This window comes from Phenylobacterium sp., from assembly GCF_030651185.1.
Taxonomy (GTDB): Bacteria; Pseudomonadota; Alphaproteobacteria; order Caulobacterales; family Caulobacteraceae; genus Phenylobacterium.
The window spans coordinates 260,018-278,603 of the sequence record NZ_JAUSCJ010000029.1 but is presented as its reverse complement, the minus strand read 5'-3'; the positions used below and the strand labels follow the sequence as shown (position 1 = coordinate 278,603).

Annotated in this window: 19 protein-coding genes; 15 read left to right on the top strand and 4 right to left on the bottom strand. The window is 68.2% G+C overall.

Annotated elements, in window-relative coordinates; genetic code table 11:
• Positions 1–153 precede the first annotated feature (153 nt).
• The 3 genes from Q7J39_RS14585 (at position 154) to Q7J39_RS14575 (ending at position 1,860) form a co-directional block, all read left to right on the top strand.
• A complete protein-coding gene (locus Q7J39_RS14585) occupies positions 154–333 on the top strand; it encodes a hypothetical protein (protein WP_215341417.1) in 180 nt (59 codons plus the stop codon).
• Between the two features lie 218 nt (positions 334–551).
• Positions 552–1,352 carry a glucose 1-dehydrogenase gene (locus tag Q7J39_RS14580; protein ID WP_304826438.1) on the top strand — a complete coding sequence of 267 codons (801 nt, stop codon included), beginning with the start codon at positions 552–554 and terminating at the stop codon, positions 1,350–1,352.
• A gap of 10 nt (positions 1,353–1,362) precedes the next feature.
• Positions 1,363–1,860, top strand: a complete 498-nt coding sequence (locus Q7J39_RS14575) for an ATP-binding protein (RefSeq protein ID WP_304826435.1) — start codon at positions 1,363–1,365, stop codon at positions 1,858–1,860.
• On the opposite strand, the gene Q7J39_RS14570 is transcribed toward Q7J39_RS14575, so the two are convergent.
• Positions 1,857–2,486, bottom strand: coding sequence for a glutathione S-transferase family protein (locus Q7J39_RS14570; protein WP_304826431.1), 630 nt, complete (start codon positions 2,484–2,486; stop codon positions 1,857–1,859). The two genes, Q7J39_RS14575 and Q7J39_RS14570, sit on opposite strands and share 4 nt — an antisense overlap.
• Before the next feature lie 249 nt (positions 2,487–2,735).
• Here Q7J39_RS14570 and greA point away from each other — a divergent pair, with 249 nt between their 5' ends.
• The 8 genes from greA (at position 2,736) to Q7J39_RS14530 (ending at position 8,611) form a co-directional block, all read left to right on the top strand.
• Positions 2,736–3,209: a transcription elongation factor GreA gene (gene greA, locus Q7J39_RS14565; protein ID WP_304826427.1), complete on the top strand. Its 474-nt coding sequence runs from the start codon at positions 2,736–2,738 to the stop codon at positions 3,207–3,209.
• 150 nt (positions 3,210–3,359) lie between these two features.
• Entirely contained in the window at positions 3,360–4,289 is a 930-nt protein-coding gene (locus tag Q7J39_RS14560; RefSeq protein ID WP_370690075.1) for a mitochondrial fission ELM1 family protein, read from the top strand.
• The gene (locus Q7J39_RS14555) at positions 4,286–4,747 is read left to right on the top strand and encodes a GNAT family N-acetyltransferase (protein WP_304826421.1); all 462 of its coding nucleotides are present in this window, start codon (positions 4,286–4,288) and stop codon (positions 4,745–4,747) included. The genes Q7J39_RS14560 and Q7J39_RS14555 overlap by 4 nt, the downstream gene beginning before the upstream one ends.
• 206 nt (positions 4,748–4,953) lie before the next feature.
• Complete coding sequence (locus Q7J39_RS14550) at positions 4,954–5,364, top strand: PleD family two-component system response regulator (RefSeq protein ID WP_304826418.1); 411 nt, start codon at positions 4,954–4,956, stop codon at positions 5,362–5,364.
• Positions 5,365–5,460: 96 nt separating this feature from the next.
• A complete protein-coding gene (locus tag Q7J39_RS14545) occupies positions 5,461–5,850 on the top strand; it encodes a response regulator (RefSeq protein ID WP_304826415.1) in 390 nt (129 codons plus the stop codon).
• Entirely contained in the window at positions 5,843–6,142 is a 300-nt protein-coding gene (locus Q7J39_RS14540) for an Hpt domain-containing protein (RefSeq protein ID WP_304826412.1), read from the top strand. Before Q7J39_RS14545 ends, Q7J39_RS14540 begins: the two co-directional genes overlap by 8 nt.
• 45 nt (positions 6,143–6,187) lie before the next feature.
• The gene (gene pseG, locus Q7J39_RS14535) at positions 6,188–7,249 is read left to right on the top strand and encodes a UDP-2,4-diacetamido-2,4,6-trideoxy-beta-L-altropyranose hydrolase (protein ID WP_304826410.1); all 1,062 of its coding nucleotides are present in this window, start codon (positions 6,188–6,190) and stop codon (positions 7,247–7,249) included.
• A 75-nt stretch (positions 7,250–7,324) separates the two neighbouring features.
• Complete coding sequence (locus Q7J39_RS14530) at positions 7,325–8,611, top strand: FAD/NAD(P)-binding protein (protein ID WP_304826407.1); 1,287 nt, start codon at positions 7,325–7,327, stop codon at positions 8,609–8,611.
• A gap of 49 nt (positions 8,612–8,660) precedes the next feature.
• On the opposite strand, the gene pseI is transcribed toward Q7J39_RS14530, so the two are convergent.
• Positions 8,661–9,716: a pseudaminic acid synthase gene (gene pseI, locus Q7J39_RS14525; RefSeq protein WP_304826404.1), complete on the bottom strand. Its 1,056-nt coding sequence runs from the start codon at positions 9,714–9,716 to the stop codon at positions 8,661–8,663.
• Positions 9,717–9,790: 74 nt separating this feature from the next.
• On the bottom strand, positions 9,791–11,314 hold the full coding sequence (locus Q7J39_RS14520) for an MFS transporter (RefSeq protein ID WP_304826401.1): 1,524 nt from the start codon (positions 11,312–11,314) through the stop codon (positions 9,791–9,793).
• Positions 11,315–11,514: 200 nt separating this feature from the next.
• On the opposite strand from Q7J39_RS14520, the gene trxB reads away from it, so the two are divergent.
• From trxB to Q7J39_RS14505, 3 genes are all read left to right on the top strand, one after another.
• Entirely contained in the window at positions 11,515–12,525 is a 1,011-nt protein-coding gene (gene trxB / locus Q7J39_RS14515; RefSeq protein WP_304826398.1) for a thioredoxin-disulfide reductase, read from the top strand.
• Positions 12,526–12,831: 306 nt separating this feature from the next.
• Positions 12,832–14,133 (top strand): UDP-N-acetylglucosamine 1-carboxyvinyltransferase, encoded by a 1,302-nt coding sequence (locus Q7J39_RS14510; protein ID WP_304826395.1) that lies wholly within the window; start codon positions 12,832–12,834, stop codon positions 14,131–14,133.
• A gap of 158 nt (positions 14,134–14,291) precedes the next feature.
• A complete protein-coding gene (locus Q7J39_RS14505) occupies positions 14,292–14,774 on the top strand; it encodes a GNAT family N-acetyltransferase (RefSeq protein ID WP_304826392.1) in 483 nt (160 codons plus the stop codon).
• Between the two features lie 6 nt (positions 14,775–14,780).
• On the opposite strand, the gene Q7J39_RS14500 is transcribed toward Q7J39_RS14505, so the two are convergent.
• Entirely contained in the window at positions 14,781–15,797 is a 1,017-nt protein-coding gene (locus Q7J39_RS14500) for a cell wall hydrolase (protein WP_304826390.1), read from the bottom strand.
• Positions 15,798–16,084: 287 nt separating this feature from the next.
• Here Q7J39_RS14500 and Q7J39_RS14495 point away from each other — a divergent pair, with 287 nt between their 5' ends.
• Positions 16,085–18,460: a PAS domain-containing sensor histidine kinase gene (locus tag Q7J39_RS14495; protein WP_304826620.1), complete on the top strand. Its 2,376-nt coding sequence runs from the start codon at positions 16,085–16,087 to the stop codon at positions 18,458–18,460.
• The last annotated feature ends 126 nt before the right edge of the window (positions 18,461–18,586 follow it).

The following is an 18,586-nucleotide window of genomic DNA, read 5'->3' as shown; positions in this document are numbered from 1 at the left end:
TTGGGATCACCCTCCAGTTGTCGCCTTGCTGATGCAGGCGCAAGTGGGCGTGTCTCCGGCGGCCCCTGAAGACTGACCGGACTAGCCCTGTAGGGCGCCTGTCGCAGCCTGGCGTGGGGACTTGTTCCCCCAACAGAACGCGAGGGAAACGCCATGTCAGAAGAGCTCAAGACCGGCGAAACGGCTGTCCGTCATCACAAGAACCGGCACCTCTACGAACGCTTCGAAGGGCTGCTCGGCGTCCTGATGGTGGCCGCCATCGTGGTGCTGGCCATCGGCCTGATCTACGGCGTCGTCACCACCGGTGACTCGACGCCCGCCTGGATGCGCTGAGGCCTCGGCCCGGCTTGGCCTGACGCTTCACCGCGTCGGCGCCAGCGCCGGGCCGTCCTAGACCCGCCCCGACCTTCCCCGCCTCGACGAGTCCGCGGCGGTGCAGGAGATCATTGTGCGCAGGCCCGCGCGCGAATGACGCTGCGTGATGCTGGGCAAGGCGCCGAGCGTACGGTAGGCGTCTTGCAACACGGGACAGAGAGCCACGGGGAAACGACATGGCGGGACGGGTTCAAGGCAAGGTGGCTCTGGTCACTGGCGGCTCGAGCGGTATCGGGCGCGCCTGCGCCGAGCGGTTGGCCGAGGAAGGCGCGATCGTCGTCCTGACTGACCTGCAGGATGAGAAGGGCCAGGCCCTGGCCGCCGAGATCGTCGGCAAGGGCGGCAAGGCCCAGTACCGACATCAGGACGTCACCTCCGAGCAGGAATGGATCGACGTCGTGGCCGCCATCAAGGCCGATCATGGCCGCCTGGACATCCTGGTGAACAATGCGGGCATCGGCATCTCCGGCTCGGTGCTGGACATGGCGCTCAGCGACTTCCAACGGCAGGTGGCGATCAATCTCGACGGCGTCTTCCTGGGCGTAAAGCACGCCATCCCGCTGATGCGCGTCAGCGGCGATGGCGGCTCGATCATCAACATGTCATCCGTGGCGGGCCTGAAGGGTTCGGCGATCCTGGCCGGCTACTGCGCCACCAAGGGCGGGGTGCGACTGTTCACCAAGGCCGTGGCCCTGGAGTGCGGGAACGCCAAGGACGGCATCCGCGTCAACTCGGTCCATCCCGGCATCATCGAGACCCCGATCTGGGACGACATCATCGGCACCGGCGAACCCGGAGACAACGCCCGTCCGCCCCGGCCCCAGGTGCTGGACGCCATGAGCGCCGACGCCGTTCCGCTGGGCGGGAAGGGCTATCCCCTGGACATCGCCAACGGCGTGCTGTGGCTGGCGTCGGAGGAGAGCCGTTATGTCACCGGCGCCGAATTGGTCATCGACGGCGGCCTCTCGGTGAAGTAACCGGCGGCCCATGACCGCCACCCTGCACGTGATCTTCGGCCCCTCGGGCGCCGGCAAGTCGACCTACGCCAAGCAGCTTGCCCGCAGCGAGCCCGCCGTCCACTTCGCGATCGACGAGTGGATGGCGCGGCTGTTCGCCGCCGACATGCCCGAGCCGCTGGAGTTTGAATGGATGATGGCCCGGGTTGAGCGCTGCGAGGCGCAGATCTGGTCCGTCGCCGCCTCCACCATGGCCGCGGGGACCTCGGTGGTCCTGGACCTGGGCCTGATGCGTAAGACCGACCGCGCCCGGGTGGCCGAGATCGCCGAGGCCTGCGAACTGCCGCTGCAGTTCCACTTCGTCACCGCCAGCCCGGATGTGCGCCGGGCGCGGGTCCTGGAACGCAACGAGGTGCGGGGCGAGACCTTCTCGATCGACGTCAGCCCCGACATGTTCGACTTCATCGAAGGCGTCTTCGAGGCCCCCGACGCAGACGAACTGAAGGGCGCCATCATCTCCGAAAGTTAGCCCGCGGAGAACAGGTGGGGCGGCCAGGTTGCGTCGGCGGCCCGGTGGTAGGCCTCGCGATGGGTGAGGCGGGCGTTGTAGTCCATCAGCACCGGATGCTCCGGGAGTTCCTTACGGTAGAGCGCCGTGGAGATCACCGAGCCCAGCATGACGTCGGCCGCCGAAAACCGGTCGCCGAGCAGGTATTTGTGGCCCTGCAGGCTCTTGGTGAGCACGCCGATCACCTCGTCATAGTCGCCGAACCCGGTCTCACGGCCTGGCAGGTCAATTTTCTTGCCGTGCAGCACCAGCAGCGGCTCCAGCACCGCCGTCGAGTAGACCATCCATTTCAGATAGGCCCCACGCTCGGTCTCATCGATCTTCGGGGCCAGTGAGCCGTAGCCGTAGCGGTCAGCCAGATAGAGGCAGATGGCGGGATTCTCGCTCACCAACACCTTGCCATCGGTGATCGTCGGCACCTTCCCTGACGGGTTCAGTTTCAGATAGTCCGGCTTCTTCTGGTCGCCCTTGGAGATGTCCACCGTCTGGACATCGAAGGGCACGCCCAGTTCCTCCAGCAGCCAATAGGCGGTGAAGGCCCGGCTGGCAGGGGAATGGTAGAGCGTGATGCCCCACTTGGCGGCCATGCTGTCGTCTCTCTCGCTGCAACGGCAATCTAGGCGCCCGGCCAGCGCGGCGCCACCGGCGGCCGACGGAACGGTCTCCCCGGCAAGGTGTTCGGGACCCATCTGCGGCCCCGGCCGCGCCACGCGATGTCATTGCTGCATTGCACCCCTTGAGTTTTCACAGCCTGGCTTCTATCCTCTATCCCCCCGGTCGCCTGCGCCCGCGGCCGGAATACCAACCCAAGGGCGAACCCGAGTCACCTATCTGCCATGGAAAAAGTCCCAATGACCGCCGAGGGCTATCACGCCCTCGACGAAGACCTGAAGCGTTTGAAAACCCTGGAGCGACCAGCAGTGATCGCGGCCATTTCGGAAGCTCGCGAGCACGGCGATCTCTCGGAAAACGCCGAGTACCACGCTGCGAAGGAGCGCCAAGGCTGGATCGAAGGCCAGATCGCCGACATCGAAGATCGGATGGCCCGCGCACAGGTCATCGATGTGTCCAAACTTTCCGGTAGTCAGGTAAAGTTCGGCGCCACGGTCTCCGTCGTCGACGAGGACACCGAGGACAAGGCCCGCTACCAGATCGTTGGCGAGCACGAAGCCGACGTGAAGCAGGGCAAGATCTCCATCGCCTCTCCGATCGCGCGCGCGATGATCGGCAAGGAGATGGGCGACGTCGTCGAGGTCCCCACTCCCGGCGGCACCAAGGCCTACGAGATCCTCAAGGTCGAGTGGGTCTAGCTAGCTCTTAGCCGAGACACGCAAGGTCGTTATGGTAGTCGGCGAGAGTCGGCTCCCTGACTCACGCCCGCAGACGGAAACCGCAGCTTGGCGAAATCCCCCGACCAGCCGCCGCTCGTGATCTGGGCCGTTTCCGACGGGCGCGCCGGCATGGAGAGCCAGGTCGTGGGCCTGGCCAAGGCCATCGCGGCCAAGCGTAAGGCGGAGGTGGTGGTCAAGCGTGTCGCCTGGCGGGGCCGTATCGGCCGGCTGCCATGGTGGCTGAACCCCTTTCCGCTCAAGGCGCTTAGGCCTGATACCGGTATCGCCCCGCCCTGGCCCGACATCTGGCTGGCCGCGGGCCGCGCCACCCTGCCGCTCTCCATCCGCCTGAAGGCCTGGACCAAGAACGCCACCTTCGTGGTCCAGACCCAGGATCCGCGCATGCCCACCAGCCTGTTTGATCTGGTGATCCCGCCCAAGCATGACCGGCTGCAGGGCGACAACGTGTTTGCGATCACCGGCTCCCCCAACGGCGTCAACGCCAAGCGGCTGAAGGCTGAGCTGGCGCGCTTCAAGAAGCAGATCGACACCCTGCCCCACCCGCGGGTCGCCGTGGTGATCGGCGGCAAGTCCAAGGCCCACAACCTGTCTGTGGAAAGGGCCGCCGCGCTTGCCCACGAGATCGAACTGCCCATCGCCCAGGAGGGCGGCTCGGTGATGGTCAGTTTCTCGCGCCGCACGCCCGAGCCCGCCCGCGCCCTGCTGACCGCGCGCCTGCGGCACATGCCGGGCATCATCTGGGATGGCGAAGGCGACAATCCCTACTTCGCCTTCCTGGCGGCGGCCGACTACATCCTGGTGACCGAGGACTCCACCAACATGGCCACCGATGCGGCCAGCACTGGCAAGCCGGTCTTCATCCTGAAGATGGATGGGGACAGCCTGAAGTTCCGCCTGTTCCATGAGGACCTGGAGCGTCTAGGCGCCGCCCGGCCCTTCGGCGGGGCCTTCCACAAATGGAAATACCCGCCGCTGGCGGAAACGGATCGCGCCGCCGCCGAGGTGCTGCGCCGCTACGATGAACGGACCGCGTCATGAGCGTCGTCATCCGCCCCGCCACCGCCGGCGATCTGGCCACCATACTGGCATTCGACCCCGTCGCCCGACGGGAGGAGCGCCGCCACGATTATATGAGCAAGGCCATCGCCGGCGACCGGGGCATGGACGTCCGCGTCCTGGTGCTGGACGACGAGATCGCCGGCCACGCGGTGATGGCGGAGTTCTTCGGCCATCCCTTCCTCGAGCGGATCTGCACCGGCGAGCGCTTCCTGCGACGGGGCGTGGCCGGCGCCCTGATGGCCAATATCGAAGGCCAGTTCGAGGGCGACCGCATGTTCGTCTCCTGCAACGAGTCCAATCAGGCCATGCGCACCCTGCTGGTGTCACGCGGCTACAAGGTCTCGGGCATGGTGGAGAACCTCGATCCTGGCGATCCGGAGCTGTTCTTCGTGATCTTCCGCGACGCCCTGGACGTCGCCATCGAGGCCGCAAGCTGAGCGCCGCCCACGATCCCAAGAACAAGCGGCGCAGGGCCCCAAGCGATGGCGGCCTCATCCAAACGGGAGACAAGTAGTCGCACCTTCGAAAACTATGACCGGTTGACTTGGGCTGCGAACAATTTTTGATAAGAAGCAGTTGCGCTGGCTGGCAGGGAGCCGCGTCGCACTCGAATACGACGCGCCCGCTGCACGAAGGGGTCGAGATGCATATCCTTGTGATCGATGACGACCCGCTTATTCGGATGATGGTGACGGCCGTCCTGACCACCGACACCCAGAAGGTCACCAGCGTGGAGAACGGTATGGACGGGCTGGTCTGCGCCGCGTCACCTCCGCCCGATCTGGTTCTCCTCGACGTCTCGATGCCGGACGTGTCGGGCTTTGATCTCCTCCCCCGCCTGCGGAAGTCCCGGGGCTGGGAGCGCACGCCGATCCTGATGCTTACCGCGGAAAACGAGATTGAGAACATCGTCCGGGCGCGGCGTGAGGGCGCCCGCGGTTACATCTGCAAGCCGGTTCAACCGGAGACGCTGATGGCGATGGTGAACGACATCCTGCACCAGCCCGATATCGTCTGGCTCGACGACTACACGCGCCTCAGGCGCCCAGCCTAGGTCTCGGAGGCCATCTTCCATGAAGGGCTTGGGCGGAAAACGGCCCGCGTGGAGCAGGGTCCGGAATGCGGTCACCTGGCGCCGGAGAGCCGGGACATGAGTTCCGGTTTGCGGCTTCTGTATGTCGACGACGACGATCTGGTGCGTGATCTGGTGCGCCTATCCTTGAACCGGGATCCCTATCTTCAGAGCCAGATAGTGAACTCAGGCGAGCAGGCGCTGGCGTGTCTGGAGACGTTCGCGCCGGATGTCGTTCTGCTTGACGTCAGCATGCCCGAGATGGACGGATCCGAAGTGCTCAGACGACTGCGCCTGGTTCCCGGGCACAGCCACACACCGGTGATCTTCATGACGGCTCGCGCCTTGGCCGACGAACGCCAACGCTTGATGGCCCTGGGCGCGGTGGGGGTGATCATAAAACCGTTTGATCCGATCTCCCTGGCCGGCGACATCCGCGCAATGGTGGGAACGTCACCCGGTGGATGACGCCCTGGCGGAGGTCCGTCTGCAGTTCCGGCAACGTTGCAGCGGCGATCTGCTGACCCTCCGCGCGGCCATGCGACAGCCGCAAGCGCTTACAGCCGCGTCGTTCCAAACCATGGTTCACCGGATGGCCGGCATCGCGGGCAGTCTTGGATTCACGCCGCTGGGCGCGGCGGCGGCGGCGGTGGATCGGGCCTGTTCTCGGCGCGCGAGCATCGACCCGGCGGGGCTTCGAAGACTCGAGATCGCGCTTTCAGAGGTCGCTGACCCGCTCTGCGATCCCGCTGCGCAGTAGAGCCACCTTTCCTCCGCCCAGCTTTCGGCCTTCCATGCAGGCGATATGATTCCCGCCCGTCCTCGCATCCTGTTCGTCGCCAACGCCGGCCCCGAGGTCGGCGGTGGTCACGTGATGCGCTGCATCACCCTGGCCCGCGCCCTGGGCGAGCGAGGCGCCGACTGCGCCTTCGCCTGCACGCCGGAGGTGGCGGCCCTGCTGGACGTCTTCGGCCCGGAGATCGTGCGCGAGGAGGCCACGGGCCTCGATCCCGACCACATCGCCGACGCCCTGACCGGGGTGCGGTTCGACGCCGTCGTCTTCGACCACTACGGCCTGGCCCGCGAGCATCACGAGGCCCTGGCCAAGGGCCGCACCACCCTGGTGATCGACGACCTGGCCGACCGGCCCCTGGCCGCCAACCTGGTGCTGGACTCCGGCCCCGGCCGCCAACCTAGCGACTACGCCCTGCTCACCGAGGCTCAGCTGCTGCTGGGGCCGGAGTTCGCCCCGGTCCGCCCGGAGTTCGCTCACCTGCGCAATGCCGCCCTTTCGCGCCGCACCGGCGACGTGCGGCGCGTGCTGGTGACCCTGGGCCTTACCGACGTCGGCGGCATCACCGCCCGGGTCGTGGAGCGTCTGCGGCTGCGGCTGGGCGGCGTGGCCCTTGACGTCGTGCTGGGCGCCGGCGCCCCCAGCCTGCCGGGCCTCACCAAGATCGCCAGCCGCGACCCGCGCATGACCCTCCATGTCGATAGCCAGGACATGGCCAACCTGATCCTGAACGCCGACATCGCCGTCGGGGCCGCAGGGTCAAGCATCTGGGAGCGCTGCGTCCTGGGCCTGCCGTCGGCACTACTGGTCCTTGCCCCCAACCAGCATGGAGCGGCGGCCGCCCTGTCCGAGCGCGAGGCCGCCCTGGTGATCGACGCCAGCCCGGACAACCTGGACGCCAGGCTGGACCGGGCTATCGTTCGCCTGCTGACCGACGCCGGCCTCCGAGCCCGGCTGTCGGCGGCCAGCGCCAACCTCTGCGACGGTCTGGGCGCCGGCCGCGCCGCGGAAGCCTTCCTGAAGCTCATCGCGACCCGTGACAGCCTGCCTCATCTGCAAAGGCCGCCGCCTTAACGGTCCTTTCGCACCCGAGAGCTTAGCCTTGGCGAAACGGGGAGAGCGCCGAACGCGCTCAGTAAAGACAGTCGCATGCGACAGCTTGACGTAATCCGGGGCTCGAAGGCTCCGACGGTCCGCATCATCGGTGGCGGACTCACGGGAATCCTGGCGGCTTTCGAGGCTCACCGCCTCGGCTGCCGCGACATCGAACTTCACGAGCGCTTCGACCAGCTGGGCGGGACCGCTTGGCCGCGCCGGGACCACGGCCTGGAACTCCGCGCCGACCGCCGCTATTTCGGGCCGCAGGGAGATCCGACCCGGACCCTGCTGGAAAGCAACGGCCTGGTCTTCGACGATTTCGAGAACCGCTACGGCTCGGTCAGCCCCGCCCCTGGCGGCGACCTGGCCTTCACCCACGACTTCGAGGGCCCGGCCCTGCGCACCCGCAAGCTGGATCTCGCCCCCGTCACCGGCGACAGCCTGGCCGACAGGATCCGCGCCTATCCCCATGATATCGCCGCGCATCTGACTCGCTATTGCCAGTGGGCCCTTGGCTCCTGGCTGGACGAAGTGGACGCGGGCGCCGCCATCCCGCTGGGCATCAAGCGGGTCCACGCCACGCAGATCGACACCTGCGACCTGGCCCGCGCAAAGAAGGCCGACCCGGTCTATGACGCCCTCTACGGGATTCCCCGCGCCCTGTGGGGCCGGTTGCAGAACCAGACGGCCAGCCTGCCGGCCGACGGCTTCCAGACCTTCTTCATGCGCTGCCAGAGCGCCCTGGAGCGGCGAGGCGTCACCATCCAGACCGCCTCCTTCCTGTCGCCCCAGGCGGCGTTCAACGCCCAGGAGGCCGGCGACATCGTGGTCTGGGCCGCGGACCCCGCGCCGCTGTTCGCGCCGCTGGGCCTGGAGCCGCCCAAGCGCCTGGCCAAGAGCCTGACCAGCTACATCTTCAAGGCCCGCTATGCGGGCCCCCTGCCCTTCCACGTGCGCAACTTCACCGCCGAGGGCTCGGTGTTCCGGGTCCACCTCTATGAGTGCCGCGGCCAGGCCCTGCTGAGCGCCGAGTGCGTGTCGGAGATCTCCGACAGCGAACTGCGCCGGGAGATCCACAAGCTGATGGGCGGCTTCGGCGGCGCGTCGCTGCACCTGGACGAGACGGTCTCCATCCAGGTCGAGCCGCGCTGGGCGCAGCACTCCCTGGACGCCGCCCGCAAGCGCTCGGGCCTGCACACGGCGCTGGCCAAGCACCAGGGGGCCAACTTCATCGCCGGCGCCTGGGAGGCCCAGACCCAGGGCGCCTCGCTGTCGGAGATCTCCAGGTCGCTGACCCAGGCCCTGGGGATCGCGCAGGCTGAGGCCATCGCCGCCTAGGTTTGGGCGCCGGGTGAAGTTGTTCTCCCGCCGGGGGATTTAGATATATCTAATCTAGCATGTCCCAGGCCAGGGGCTCGCCTCGACTCAGGTCGCGGGCCGCAGGTTTGCCCAGGACCTTGGCAAGTTCTGCCGGCGGCAGGCCATTTCCGGGCCGGATCGAACGGACATTGGCCCGGGTCAGGACCTCGCCGGCCTTCACGTCGGCGCTGATGTAGAGCGAGCGGCGGAACTGACGGTTGGCCGTCTCCGAACCCAGCAGGTCGTAGTGGGCGCGGCCAAGCGCCGTCCAGGCGTCCTTGCAGTCGCGGACCAGGGCCGTGAACTCCGCGGGTTCCAGGCTGAAGGCCGCGTCGGGGCCGCCGTCGGAGCGGGCCAGGGTGAAGTGCTTCTCGATCACGCAGGCGCCCAACGCGATGGCCGCCACCGAGGCCGCCGTCCCGTGGGTGTGGTCGGAGAGCCCGATGGGACTGGCGAACCGGGTCGCCATGTCGGCCACGGTGCGGACATTGGCGTCCTCCAGGGCGGCGGGGTAGCTGGAGACGCAGTGGAGCATCACCACGCCGGGGGCTCCGGCGGAGAGCGCGGTGTCGCGGGCGGCGGTCATCTCGGTCAGATTGGCCATGCCGGTGGAGATGATCAGCGGTTTGCCCTTGGCCGCCGCATAGGCGATCAGCGGCAGGTCCACGGCCTCGAAGGAGGCGATCTTGAAGGCCGGGGCGCCCAGGCCGTCCAGCAGGTCCACCGCACTCTCGTCGAAGGGACTGGAGAACAGGGTCACGCCCCGCTTGGCCGCCCGCTCGAACAGGGCGGCGTGCCATTCATAGGGGGTCTGGGCTTCCTGGTAGAGCTCGTACAGGCTGCGCCCATCCCACAGCCCGCCGTGGATTTTGAACTCCGGCCGGTCGACATCCATGGTGATGGTGTCGGCGGTATAGGTCTGGATCTTGATGGCGTCGGCGCCGGTGTCGCCCGCCGCGTCGATCATGGCCAGCGCCCGCTCCAGGCTGCCGTTGTGGTTCCCCGACAGCTCGCAGATCACGTAGGGCTCGTAGCCCGCCCCGATCCGGCGGCCGGCGATTTCGATGTGGGGGGCGTCAGACATGAAGCGACCAGGCAGGGTGAACGCCGAACCCTAGCCCGGCGCCCTGAAGCAGGCGTTAACCAAATGCGCGCGCCCTAAATCGGCTTGGCGCCCGGGACCGCGAGATCCGAGCCGTCGATGCCGCCCTCGGTCTCCACCACCACCGCGCCCAGGGCCGCGGCGTCGGCCAGCTTGGCGAGGTTGGCTTCGTGGCCGGCGCGGTCGAGGCGGTAGAACATGATGGCGCTGATGGCCATCAGGGCGAACAGCGCCGTGGCCGGCAGGTACAGCAGGGCCAGGTTGGTCATGATCGAGGGATCGAGGCTCTCGGGCTTGGCCTTGTCGGGCATGCCGACCCACAGCAGCAGGAAGCCCGGGATGATGCTGGCCACGGACCCGGCCACCTTCTGCAGGACATTGTCGGCCGAGAGCAGCAGCCCCTCCGACCGGCGGCCGGTAGCGAGCTGAGACTCCTCCACCACGTCGGCGATCATCGAGGCCGTCAGGATCGCCGCGGCCGTCGCGAAGGCGCCATAGAGAGTGCGGTCCAGCAGCAGGATGGCGGTCAGGCCGCTGGAGCCGTTCATGTCCTGCGGGATGATCCCCAGCAGGCGCAGGCTGATGGGGGTCAGCGACGTGACCAGGGCCAGCCCCATCAGGATCGCGCAGGCCCGCTTCTTGCCGTAGATGCGCGACACCAGGGGCGCCAGGATGAGCGCCAGCAGGCTGCCCAGCATGGTCCCGGCGACGATGAAGGCCAAGTTCGCCGACCCCATGCCCCAGAAGTAGGTCTGGAAATAGATGTTCAGGCCGTTGCTGAGTCCGGCGCCGACGCCGACGAACAGGGCCGAGAGGGAGACCACCAGGAAGTTGCGGTTGGACATGGTGACCAGCATCTCCTTCACCACGGCCAGGGCGCTGACGCTGCGCGCGGCCGGCTTGTGCAGGAAGGGGATGAACCTCTGGGTCGCCAGGCAGGCCACCAGGATCGAGAAGATCATCAGGCCGCCCACCACCAGGGCGTAGGGGCCGTAGCCGTCCGGATTGAGCTGGCCGCGGATCTTCTCGCCGTTGGGACCGACCGTGTCCTTGAGGAACACGATCCAGCCCATGACGGCCGCGGCGCTGCTGGCGAAGATGGCGAAGAAGTAGCGGAAGGTGAGCAGCTGGGTGCGGTCGTGATAGGCGGGCGCCAGCTCGGGCGTCAGGGCCGTGGCGGGCACTTCATAGAGGCTGATGGTCGCCTTGGCGGCGATGACCATGATGATCATGTAGGCGGTGATCGCGCCGTCGGACCAGCCCTGGGGCGGATTGAACAGGGCCACCAGGGTGACGGCCGCCGGCAGGGCGGCGAAATACATGAAGGGGTGGCGACGCCCCAGGCGGGAGCGCCAGTTGTCGGAAATCTGCCCGACAAAGGGGTCCCAGAGGGCGTCGAAGAAGATGGTGACCGCCAGGCCGATGCTGACCCAGTGCGGCGGCAGGCCGACGATCTGGTTGTAGTAGAGCAGCAGCAGACCCATGAGCTGGGTCTTGACCCCAAACGCCACGGTGCCGAAGCCATAGGCCAGCTTGATCGGTAAAGTCAGGGCCGGTCTTTGGACTGGGACATCGGTCACTAGGCGTTCCTCCTTATATTTGGCCGGACCTCGCCAGAATTTCGCGGTCCAACCAAGTCACGTTATGGCGCCCCGCGCCGCTGCGACCCGGGGGCATTTTGGCCAAGATGTCGTTGCGTCATGTTGCCGGGATATTTCTGGCGACGCCGATCATCGCCCCCCAGGGTGCGCGAAGGCGGAATCTCACCTACATAGGCCCTATGTCCGAGACCAAAGCCCCCCGCACCACCCGCTGCCTGATCGTCGGTTCCGGCCCGGCCGGCTACACCGCCGCGATCTACGCCGCCCGCGCCCTGCTCAAGCCCGTGCTGATCCAGGGCATCCAACCCGGCGGCCAGCTGACCATCACCACCGAGGTGGAGAACTATCCGGGCTTCGCCGACGTCATCCAGGGCCCCTGGCTGATGGAGCAGATGCAGGCCCAGGCGGAACACGTGGGCACGGAGATCATCAACGACATCGTGCTGACCGCCGACCTGTCGCAGCGGCCGTTCCGGCTGACCACCGACAGCGGCGAGGTCTGGCTGGCCGAGACCCTGATCATCGCCACCGGCGCCCAGGCCAAGTGGCTGGGGCTGGAGAGCGAGCAGAAATACCAGGGCTTCGGCGTCTCGGCCTGCGCCACGTGCGACGGGTTCTTCTATCGCGGCAAGGACGTGGTGGTGGTGGGCGGCGGCAACACCGCCGTCGAGGAGGCTCTGTTCCTCACCAATTTCGCGGCCAAGGTCACGGTGGTCCACCGCAAGGACGAGTTCCGCGCCGAGAAGATCCTGCAGGAGCGCCTATTCGCCAACCCCAAGATCGAGGTGATCTGGGATTCCTCCGTCGTCGAGGTGACCGGGCAGAGCGATCCCATGGGGGTCACCGGCGTGCGCCTGAAGCACGTCAAGACCGGCGAGACCCGCGAGGTCGCCTGCGACGGCGTGTTCGTGGCCATCGGCCACGCCCCGGCCTCGGAACTGTTCAAGGGTCAGCTGGAGATGGACGCCGCCGGCTATCTGCACGTGAAGCCCGGCACGGCGGCCACCGCCATCACCGGCGTCTACGCGGCCGGTGACGTGACCGACGACGTCTACCGCCAGGCGGTGACAGCGGCCGGCATGGGCTGCATGGCCGCGCTGGAGGCCGTGCGTCTGCTGGCCGAGGAGGACCACGTTCGGGACAATCACCCGATGAGCCACCACGAGGCCGAGCGCATCGGCGTCTGGTGACGCGATTAGCCGGTCGCCCTTGGACCACAGAGACCGGGGTCGGACACCACTCCGACCCTTCTCCCCCTGCGGGAGAAGGTGGCGTGCGTAGGCACGCCGGATGAGGGGTCGCGCTTGCCTCGACGGGCGCTCTTGTGATCTAGCCGGAGAGGTCGGCGCGCCCCCTCATCCGACCCTGCTCCGCAGGGCCACCTTCTCCCGCAAGGGGAGAAGGAACGGCTGGGGCGGCCCGCCAACCTCGTCATCACCCCGTCGTCGCCGATTGATTTTCACGACCTCCGCCCGAAGCCAACGAGGCTGCTATCCATGACCAACCTGATCGTGAGAGGCGGACGCGCCCTGCGCGGAACCATCACGCCCTCGGCCAACAAGAACGCGGTGCTGCCGGTTCTGTGCGCCACACTGCTGACCGATCAGCCGATCGTCCTGCACCGGGTCCCGGACATAACCGATGTCCGCAAGATCCTGGATTTCTTCGGAAACCTCGGCTCGTCCGTCGATATGGACTACGCCACCGGCACCCTGAAACTGCGCCATGGCGAGGGGCTGGACCCCAAGGCCGCGCACCTGCCGCTGGGCATGCGCTCGACCCTGATGCTGATCCCGGCTCTGCTCTACCGGTTCGGCGCCGCCAGCATCGAGGAGGATGTCACCGGCTGCACGCTGGGCGTCCGCGAGATCGACCCGCACATCGAGGTCTTCGAAAGCTTCGGCGCCCAGATCGACCGCAAGCCCGAGGCGATCTTCATCAAGACCCCCAAGGGCTTCGCCACCACCGACCACTGGCTGGACTACGCTTCGGTCACCACCACCGAGAACTTCATCCTCTGCGCCGCCACCGCCAAGGGCCGCTCGCAGATCACCAACGCCGCCTGCGAGCCCCACGTGCAGGAGTTCTGCAGCTTCCTGGCCATGATGGGCGCCCGGCTTGAAGGCGTCGGCGGCTCGCGGATCGTGGTGGAGGGCGTCAACAGCCTGTCGGGGGCGGAGTTCACCTTCGCCGACGACTTCCACGAGGTGGCCACCTTCCTGGCCATGGGCGCCATGACCGGCGGCGACATCGCAGTGAAGAACGGCTCGGTGGACCAGTTCCCGCTGCTGGACCGCACCTTCGCCAAGTTCGGCGTCGAGATCACCCACAAGGACGGCTGGAGCCGCGCCAAGGTCGACCCCGGCGGCATGCGGGTGCGCCAGCCCTTCACCGCCAACATCCTGCAGAAGGTGGAGGCCGCGCCCTGGCCCTATGTGCCGGCCGACCTGCTGCCGATCTTCGTGGCGCTTGGCGTGCGCTCCGAGGGCCAGTGCATGTTCTGGAACAAGGTCTATGAGGGCGCGCTGGGCTGGTCGTCCGAGCTGGGCAAGTTCGGCGCCCACTCCCTGCTCTGCGACCCGCACCGCCTGATCACCTTCGGCGGCAAGCCCCTGGTGCCGGCCGCGGTGGAGAGCCCCTACATCATCCGCGTGGCCATCGCGCTGTTCATGCTGGCCGCCAGCATCGAGGGCGAAAGCACCATCCTCAACGCCACCCCCATCCAGCGCGCCCACCCCAAGTTCGTCGAGAACCTGAATGCGCTGGGGGCCGACGTGTCGTGGGTGGCCGGGGACTAGGCGCTAAGCGACCACCGCCCTTTTCCTCCCCCGTTCCGCTCCGCTGCACAGGGGAGGAAAAGCTCTGCTGAACGCCGCAAGCGCGATCAATCGATCTTGCGCCAACCTCATCCCATCAAGGCGCTACCCCTGAGGCCCTGAGGCGGTAAGCTGGCGGCATGATCCGACACGCCAAGCCCGCCGACCACGCCGCCATCCGCGAGATCAACATCGCCGCCTTCGGAAAGCCCGACGAGGCCGACCTGGTGGAGCGCCTGCGCGCCGATGGCGACAAGGTCTTCGAGCTGGTGGCCGACGAGGACGGCGTGGTGGTGGGCCACATCTTCTACAGCCGGCTGTGGGCCGACAGCGTCCACCTCTATGCGGCGCTGGCCCCCATGGCCGTGCGGCCCGACCTGCAGAAATCCGGGATCGGCTCAAAGCTGGTGAAGGCCTCCCTCGACACGGCGCGTGAGTTCGGGACCCACGCCGTCGTCGTCCTGGGCCACCCGGCCTACTATCCGAAGTTCGGGTTCACCCCGGAGGCCGCGGCCAAGCTGAAGGCCCCCTACTCCGGCAGCCCGGCCTTCATGGCCCTGGCGATCGAGGACGGGGCGCTGGCCGAGCCGGTGCTGGTGGCCTATCCGGACGCCTTCGGCTGAACGCCGTCAGTTCGGCGGCGGGGGCGCGGCGGGCGGCGCAGCCTCCATGGCCGCCAGGGACTCATTGATCTTCTTGATCTCTTCGGGGGTCGGCTTGCGGCGCGGGGCGAACAGGGTCCCGATGGCCCGGGTGCGGTCGCTGCCCAGGGCCAGGGGATCGACGACGGTATAGGTCCGCACCTCGCCCCCCAGGGCCAGGGTGATCCGGCGCGGCTCGGGGACCTCCATCTGCTCGGTGTCGAACAGGCCCTGGGTGCGCGGGTCCAGGCCCCCCAGGACGGCGGGCGACAGATAGGCCTCGCTGCCGGCGTAGCGGCCCGTGAAGGCCGGCGGCTCGCCCCAGGGACCGGTCCAGCGGTAGAAGATGTGCGCCCCGATCTGCTTCATCTTCACCAGGGTCGGGGCCCAATAGGGCGCGACATACTGGGCGTGATAGTGGGTCGCCGAGCCGACGCCCTTGGCCACGAAGCCGTTCAGGGCCTGGCGGGCGACATCCTGGGCCCGCAGCCAGAGATCAGGCTGGGGCGCGCGGGCCAGGGAGCCGTCGCAGGTGAAGGTGAACTGGCAGCCCGTGGTCCGCGCGGCCCCCTGATAGACCACCCCGCAGACCGACTTCGGATAGGCCGGGTGCCGCAGCCGGTTCAGCACCACCTGGGCCACCGCCTCCTGGCCCAGCTGCGGCTCGCGGGCGGATTCGTAGTAGACGGCCTGGGCCAGGCACTTCAGGGCGCGGCCGCCGTCCTGGGTGTCCGTCGCCAGCTTGAAGGGCTTCATCGGCCGGATCGGCAGGTGGGAGAAGGGCCGCAGGGCGTTGATGTCCTCGGCCAGGGCGTCCACCGCCGTGCCGAAGCCGAGGTCTGGCGGGGTGCGGAGATCGAGACTGGCCCAGCCCTCCGGCCGGCCCCAGAGGTCGGCGCCGTGGCGCGGATCGTGCCGGCGGGCCAGGGCGAGCATGGCCGGGTCCATGTCGGCGGTGAGCCGCGCCAGGCCCTGGTCGGAAAGGGTCTCGCTGACCGTGGCCATGCCCTGCAACCGCCCCGTCCCGCGCGGCAGGTAGTAGGTCGCGCACCCGGCCAGCAGGACCGCGACCGCGGCCAGGGCCAGTCCGGCGCGGCGATGGGGAGGAAGGCTGAGGCTCAGCGTCGGGTCCTTAGGTGGTTTTGGGGGCGGCCAGTCTAGCCATGAAGGCGGCGAAGGTACGGCCAACCGGCGCAACCTGGAGGCCAGCATTTATCCCCGGTTGCGCGTCACGGCCAGCGGTCCCATGCTCGACGCCCAACAGTCAGGACACCGGGAGCCGATCCTTGGCGATGACGCCCGTCGAGTGGCCGCTGCGACTGATCCCGCAACGCGCGCCCGCCTTCCTCGAGGCCCTGGCGGTCAGCGCCGCGGCGATGGCGGTGGCCATCCTGGCCCGCGGCGCGCTGCTGGGCTGGGGCAACGCCGCCAGTCTCTCGGCCACCTATTTCCCGGCCTATATCGTCGCCAGCCTCTATGGCGGCCACCGCTGGGGCTGGGCGACCCTGGCCGTCTCCATGATCCTGGGCCTGACCAATCGCCTGGCCTTCCCGATCGGCGTGTCGGAGCAGGGCATCTATATCCTGTTCGCCGCCTCCGGCGCGGCCACGGTCCTGGTGGCCGGGGCCCTGCGTGAAACCCTGCTGCGGCTGGCCGAAGCCCGCCGAGCGCAGGACGACACCCAGGCGGCCCTCGACCGCAGCGAGAGGCGGCTGCGGTTGGCCCAGGACGCCGGCAGCGTCGGCCTGTGGGACTGGGACGTGGTGACCGGCGACGGGGTCTGGTCGCCGACCCTCTACCGCAACCTCGGCCTCGACCCGGTGCGCGACGCCAATGTCCGCAGCCTGCTGGACATGGTCCACCCGGACGACCGGGAGAAGGTCCGCCAGGTCAACATCATCGCGGTCAAGGAAGGCCGCATGGACCCCATCGAGTACCGGGTGATCTGGCCCGACGGCTCGGTCCACTGGCTGCTGTCGCGCGGCGAGATGCTGCGGGACGACGACGGGAGGATCGTGCGCGCCGTGGGGGTCAATATCGACGTCACCGAGCGGCGGATGGCCTTCGAGCAGGTGCGCGAGAGCGAGGCGCGGTTCCGGGCCCTGGCCGACAGCGCTCCGGTGCTGCTGTGGGTGTCGAAGACCGACGGCCAGCGGGAGTTCGTCAACCAGGCCTATGTCGCCTTCCTGGGCGCGACCTACGACGAGGCCCTGCATTTCGACTGGCGCAAGCGGCTGCATGCCGACGATGTGGCGCGGATCATGACCGAGCAGGTGGCCGGCGAGGCCTCGCGCCAGCTCTTCACCCTGGAGGCCCGCTACAGCACGACCGACGGCGCCTGGCGGTGGATCCGCTCCTTCTCGCAGCCGCGCTATGGGCCCGAGGGCGACTTCATCGGCTTCATCGGCATCGCCTTCGACGTCACCGACGCCAAGCAGGCCCAGGCCGACCTCAAGCATATCAACGACCTGCTGGCCGACACCGTCCAGGCCGCGCTGGCCGAGCGCGACGAGGCCGAGGCCGCCCTGCGCCACGCCCAGAAGCTGGAGGCGGTGGGCCAGCTCACCGGCGGCGTGGCCCACGATTTCAACAACCTGCTGACGGTGATCATCGGCGCCCTGGACCTGATCCAGCGCCATCCCGCCGACGCCGAGCGCCGCGAGCGGATGATCGAGGCGGCCCTGGGGGCGGCCCGCCGCGGCGAGCGCCTGACCGGCCAGCTGCTGGCCTTCTCGCGCCGCCAGGCCCTGACGCCCGAGGCCATCGTCATCGATGAGCTGCTGGCCGACGCCGAGCCGCTGCTGCGCCGCGCGGTGGGCGAGGCGGTCAGCCTAACGGTGGCCCCCGCCGCGCCAGGCGCCGTGGCGATGATCGACACCACCCAGTTCGAGGCCGCGGTGATGAACCTAGTGGTCAACGCCCGCGACGCCGTGGCCAGCGGCGGCTCGATCCGGCTGGAGACCGGCGTCTGCGAGCTGGCCGAGGGGGAGGTGGCGGAGATTCCGGCAGGCCCCTACGTCCGCGTCGTGGTGCACGATACCGGTGTCGGCATGGACGAGGCCACCGTCGCCCGGGTGTTCGACCCCTTCTTCACCACCAAGGAGATCGGCAAGGGCACGGGCCTGGGCCTCTCGCAGGTCTACGGCTTCGCCCGCCAGAGCGGCGGCGGGGTGTCCATCGACTCCGCGCCGGGCAAGGGCGCCTCTGTGCGACTCTACCTGCCCCGCTCGGCTGTCACGCCGACGGCGGCCGAGCCTGAGGCCGCCGCCGTAGCCCGGGGTCCAGCCCTGCGGATCCTGCTGGTGGAGGACGACACCGAGGTGGGCGACCTGGTGGCGATGATGCTGGAGGATTTGAACCATCAGGTGTTCCGCGCCGACGGGGCGCAGGCCTTTGCGCGGTTCATGGAGACCGGCCAGCCCTTCGACCTGCTGATCACCGACCTGATCATGCCCGGCGCCAAGACCGGGGTCGATTTGGCGCACGAAGCCGTGAAGGCCAGGCCCGGCCTGCCGGTGATCCTGTCGTCGGGCTATACGGGCGAGGCCCTGGCCAGCGCCGACGGCGCGCCCTGGCCCCTGCTGCGCAAGCCCTACGCCGCCGACGACCTGGCGCAGGCCATCCTCGATGTGATGGCGAGCCCCGCCCCTGTCGCAACGTCAGGCTGAAGATCCCCTTGCCGAGGCGCGAACGCGGGGCTATATGTCTGTTAACGGGTTTTGCTCCAATTGAGCATATCCACCGCGCCGAGGGAGCCGAAAGTGTTCTCCGGCGTTTTTTGAGGCGGAAGAAAT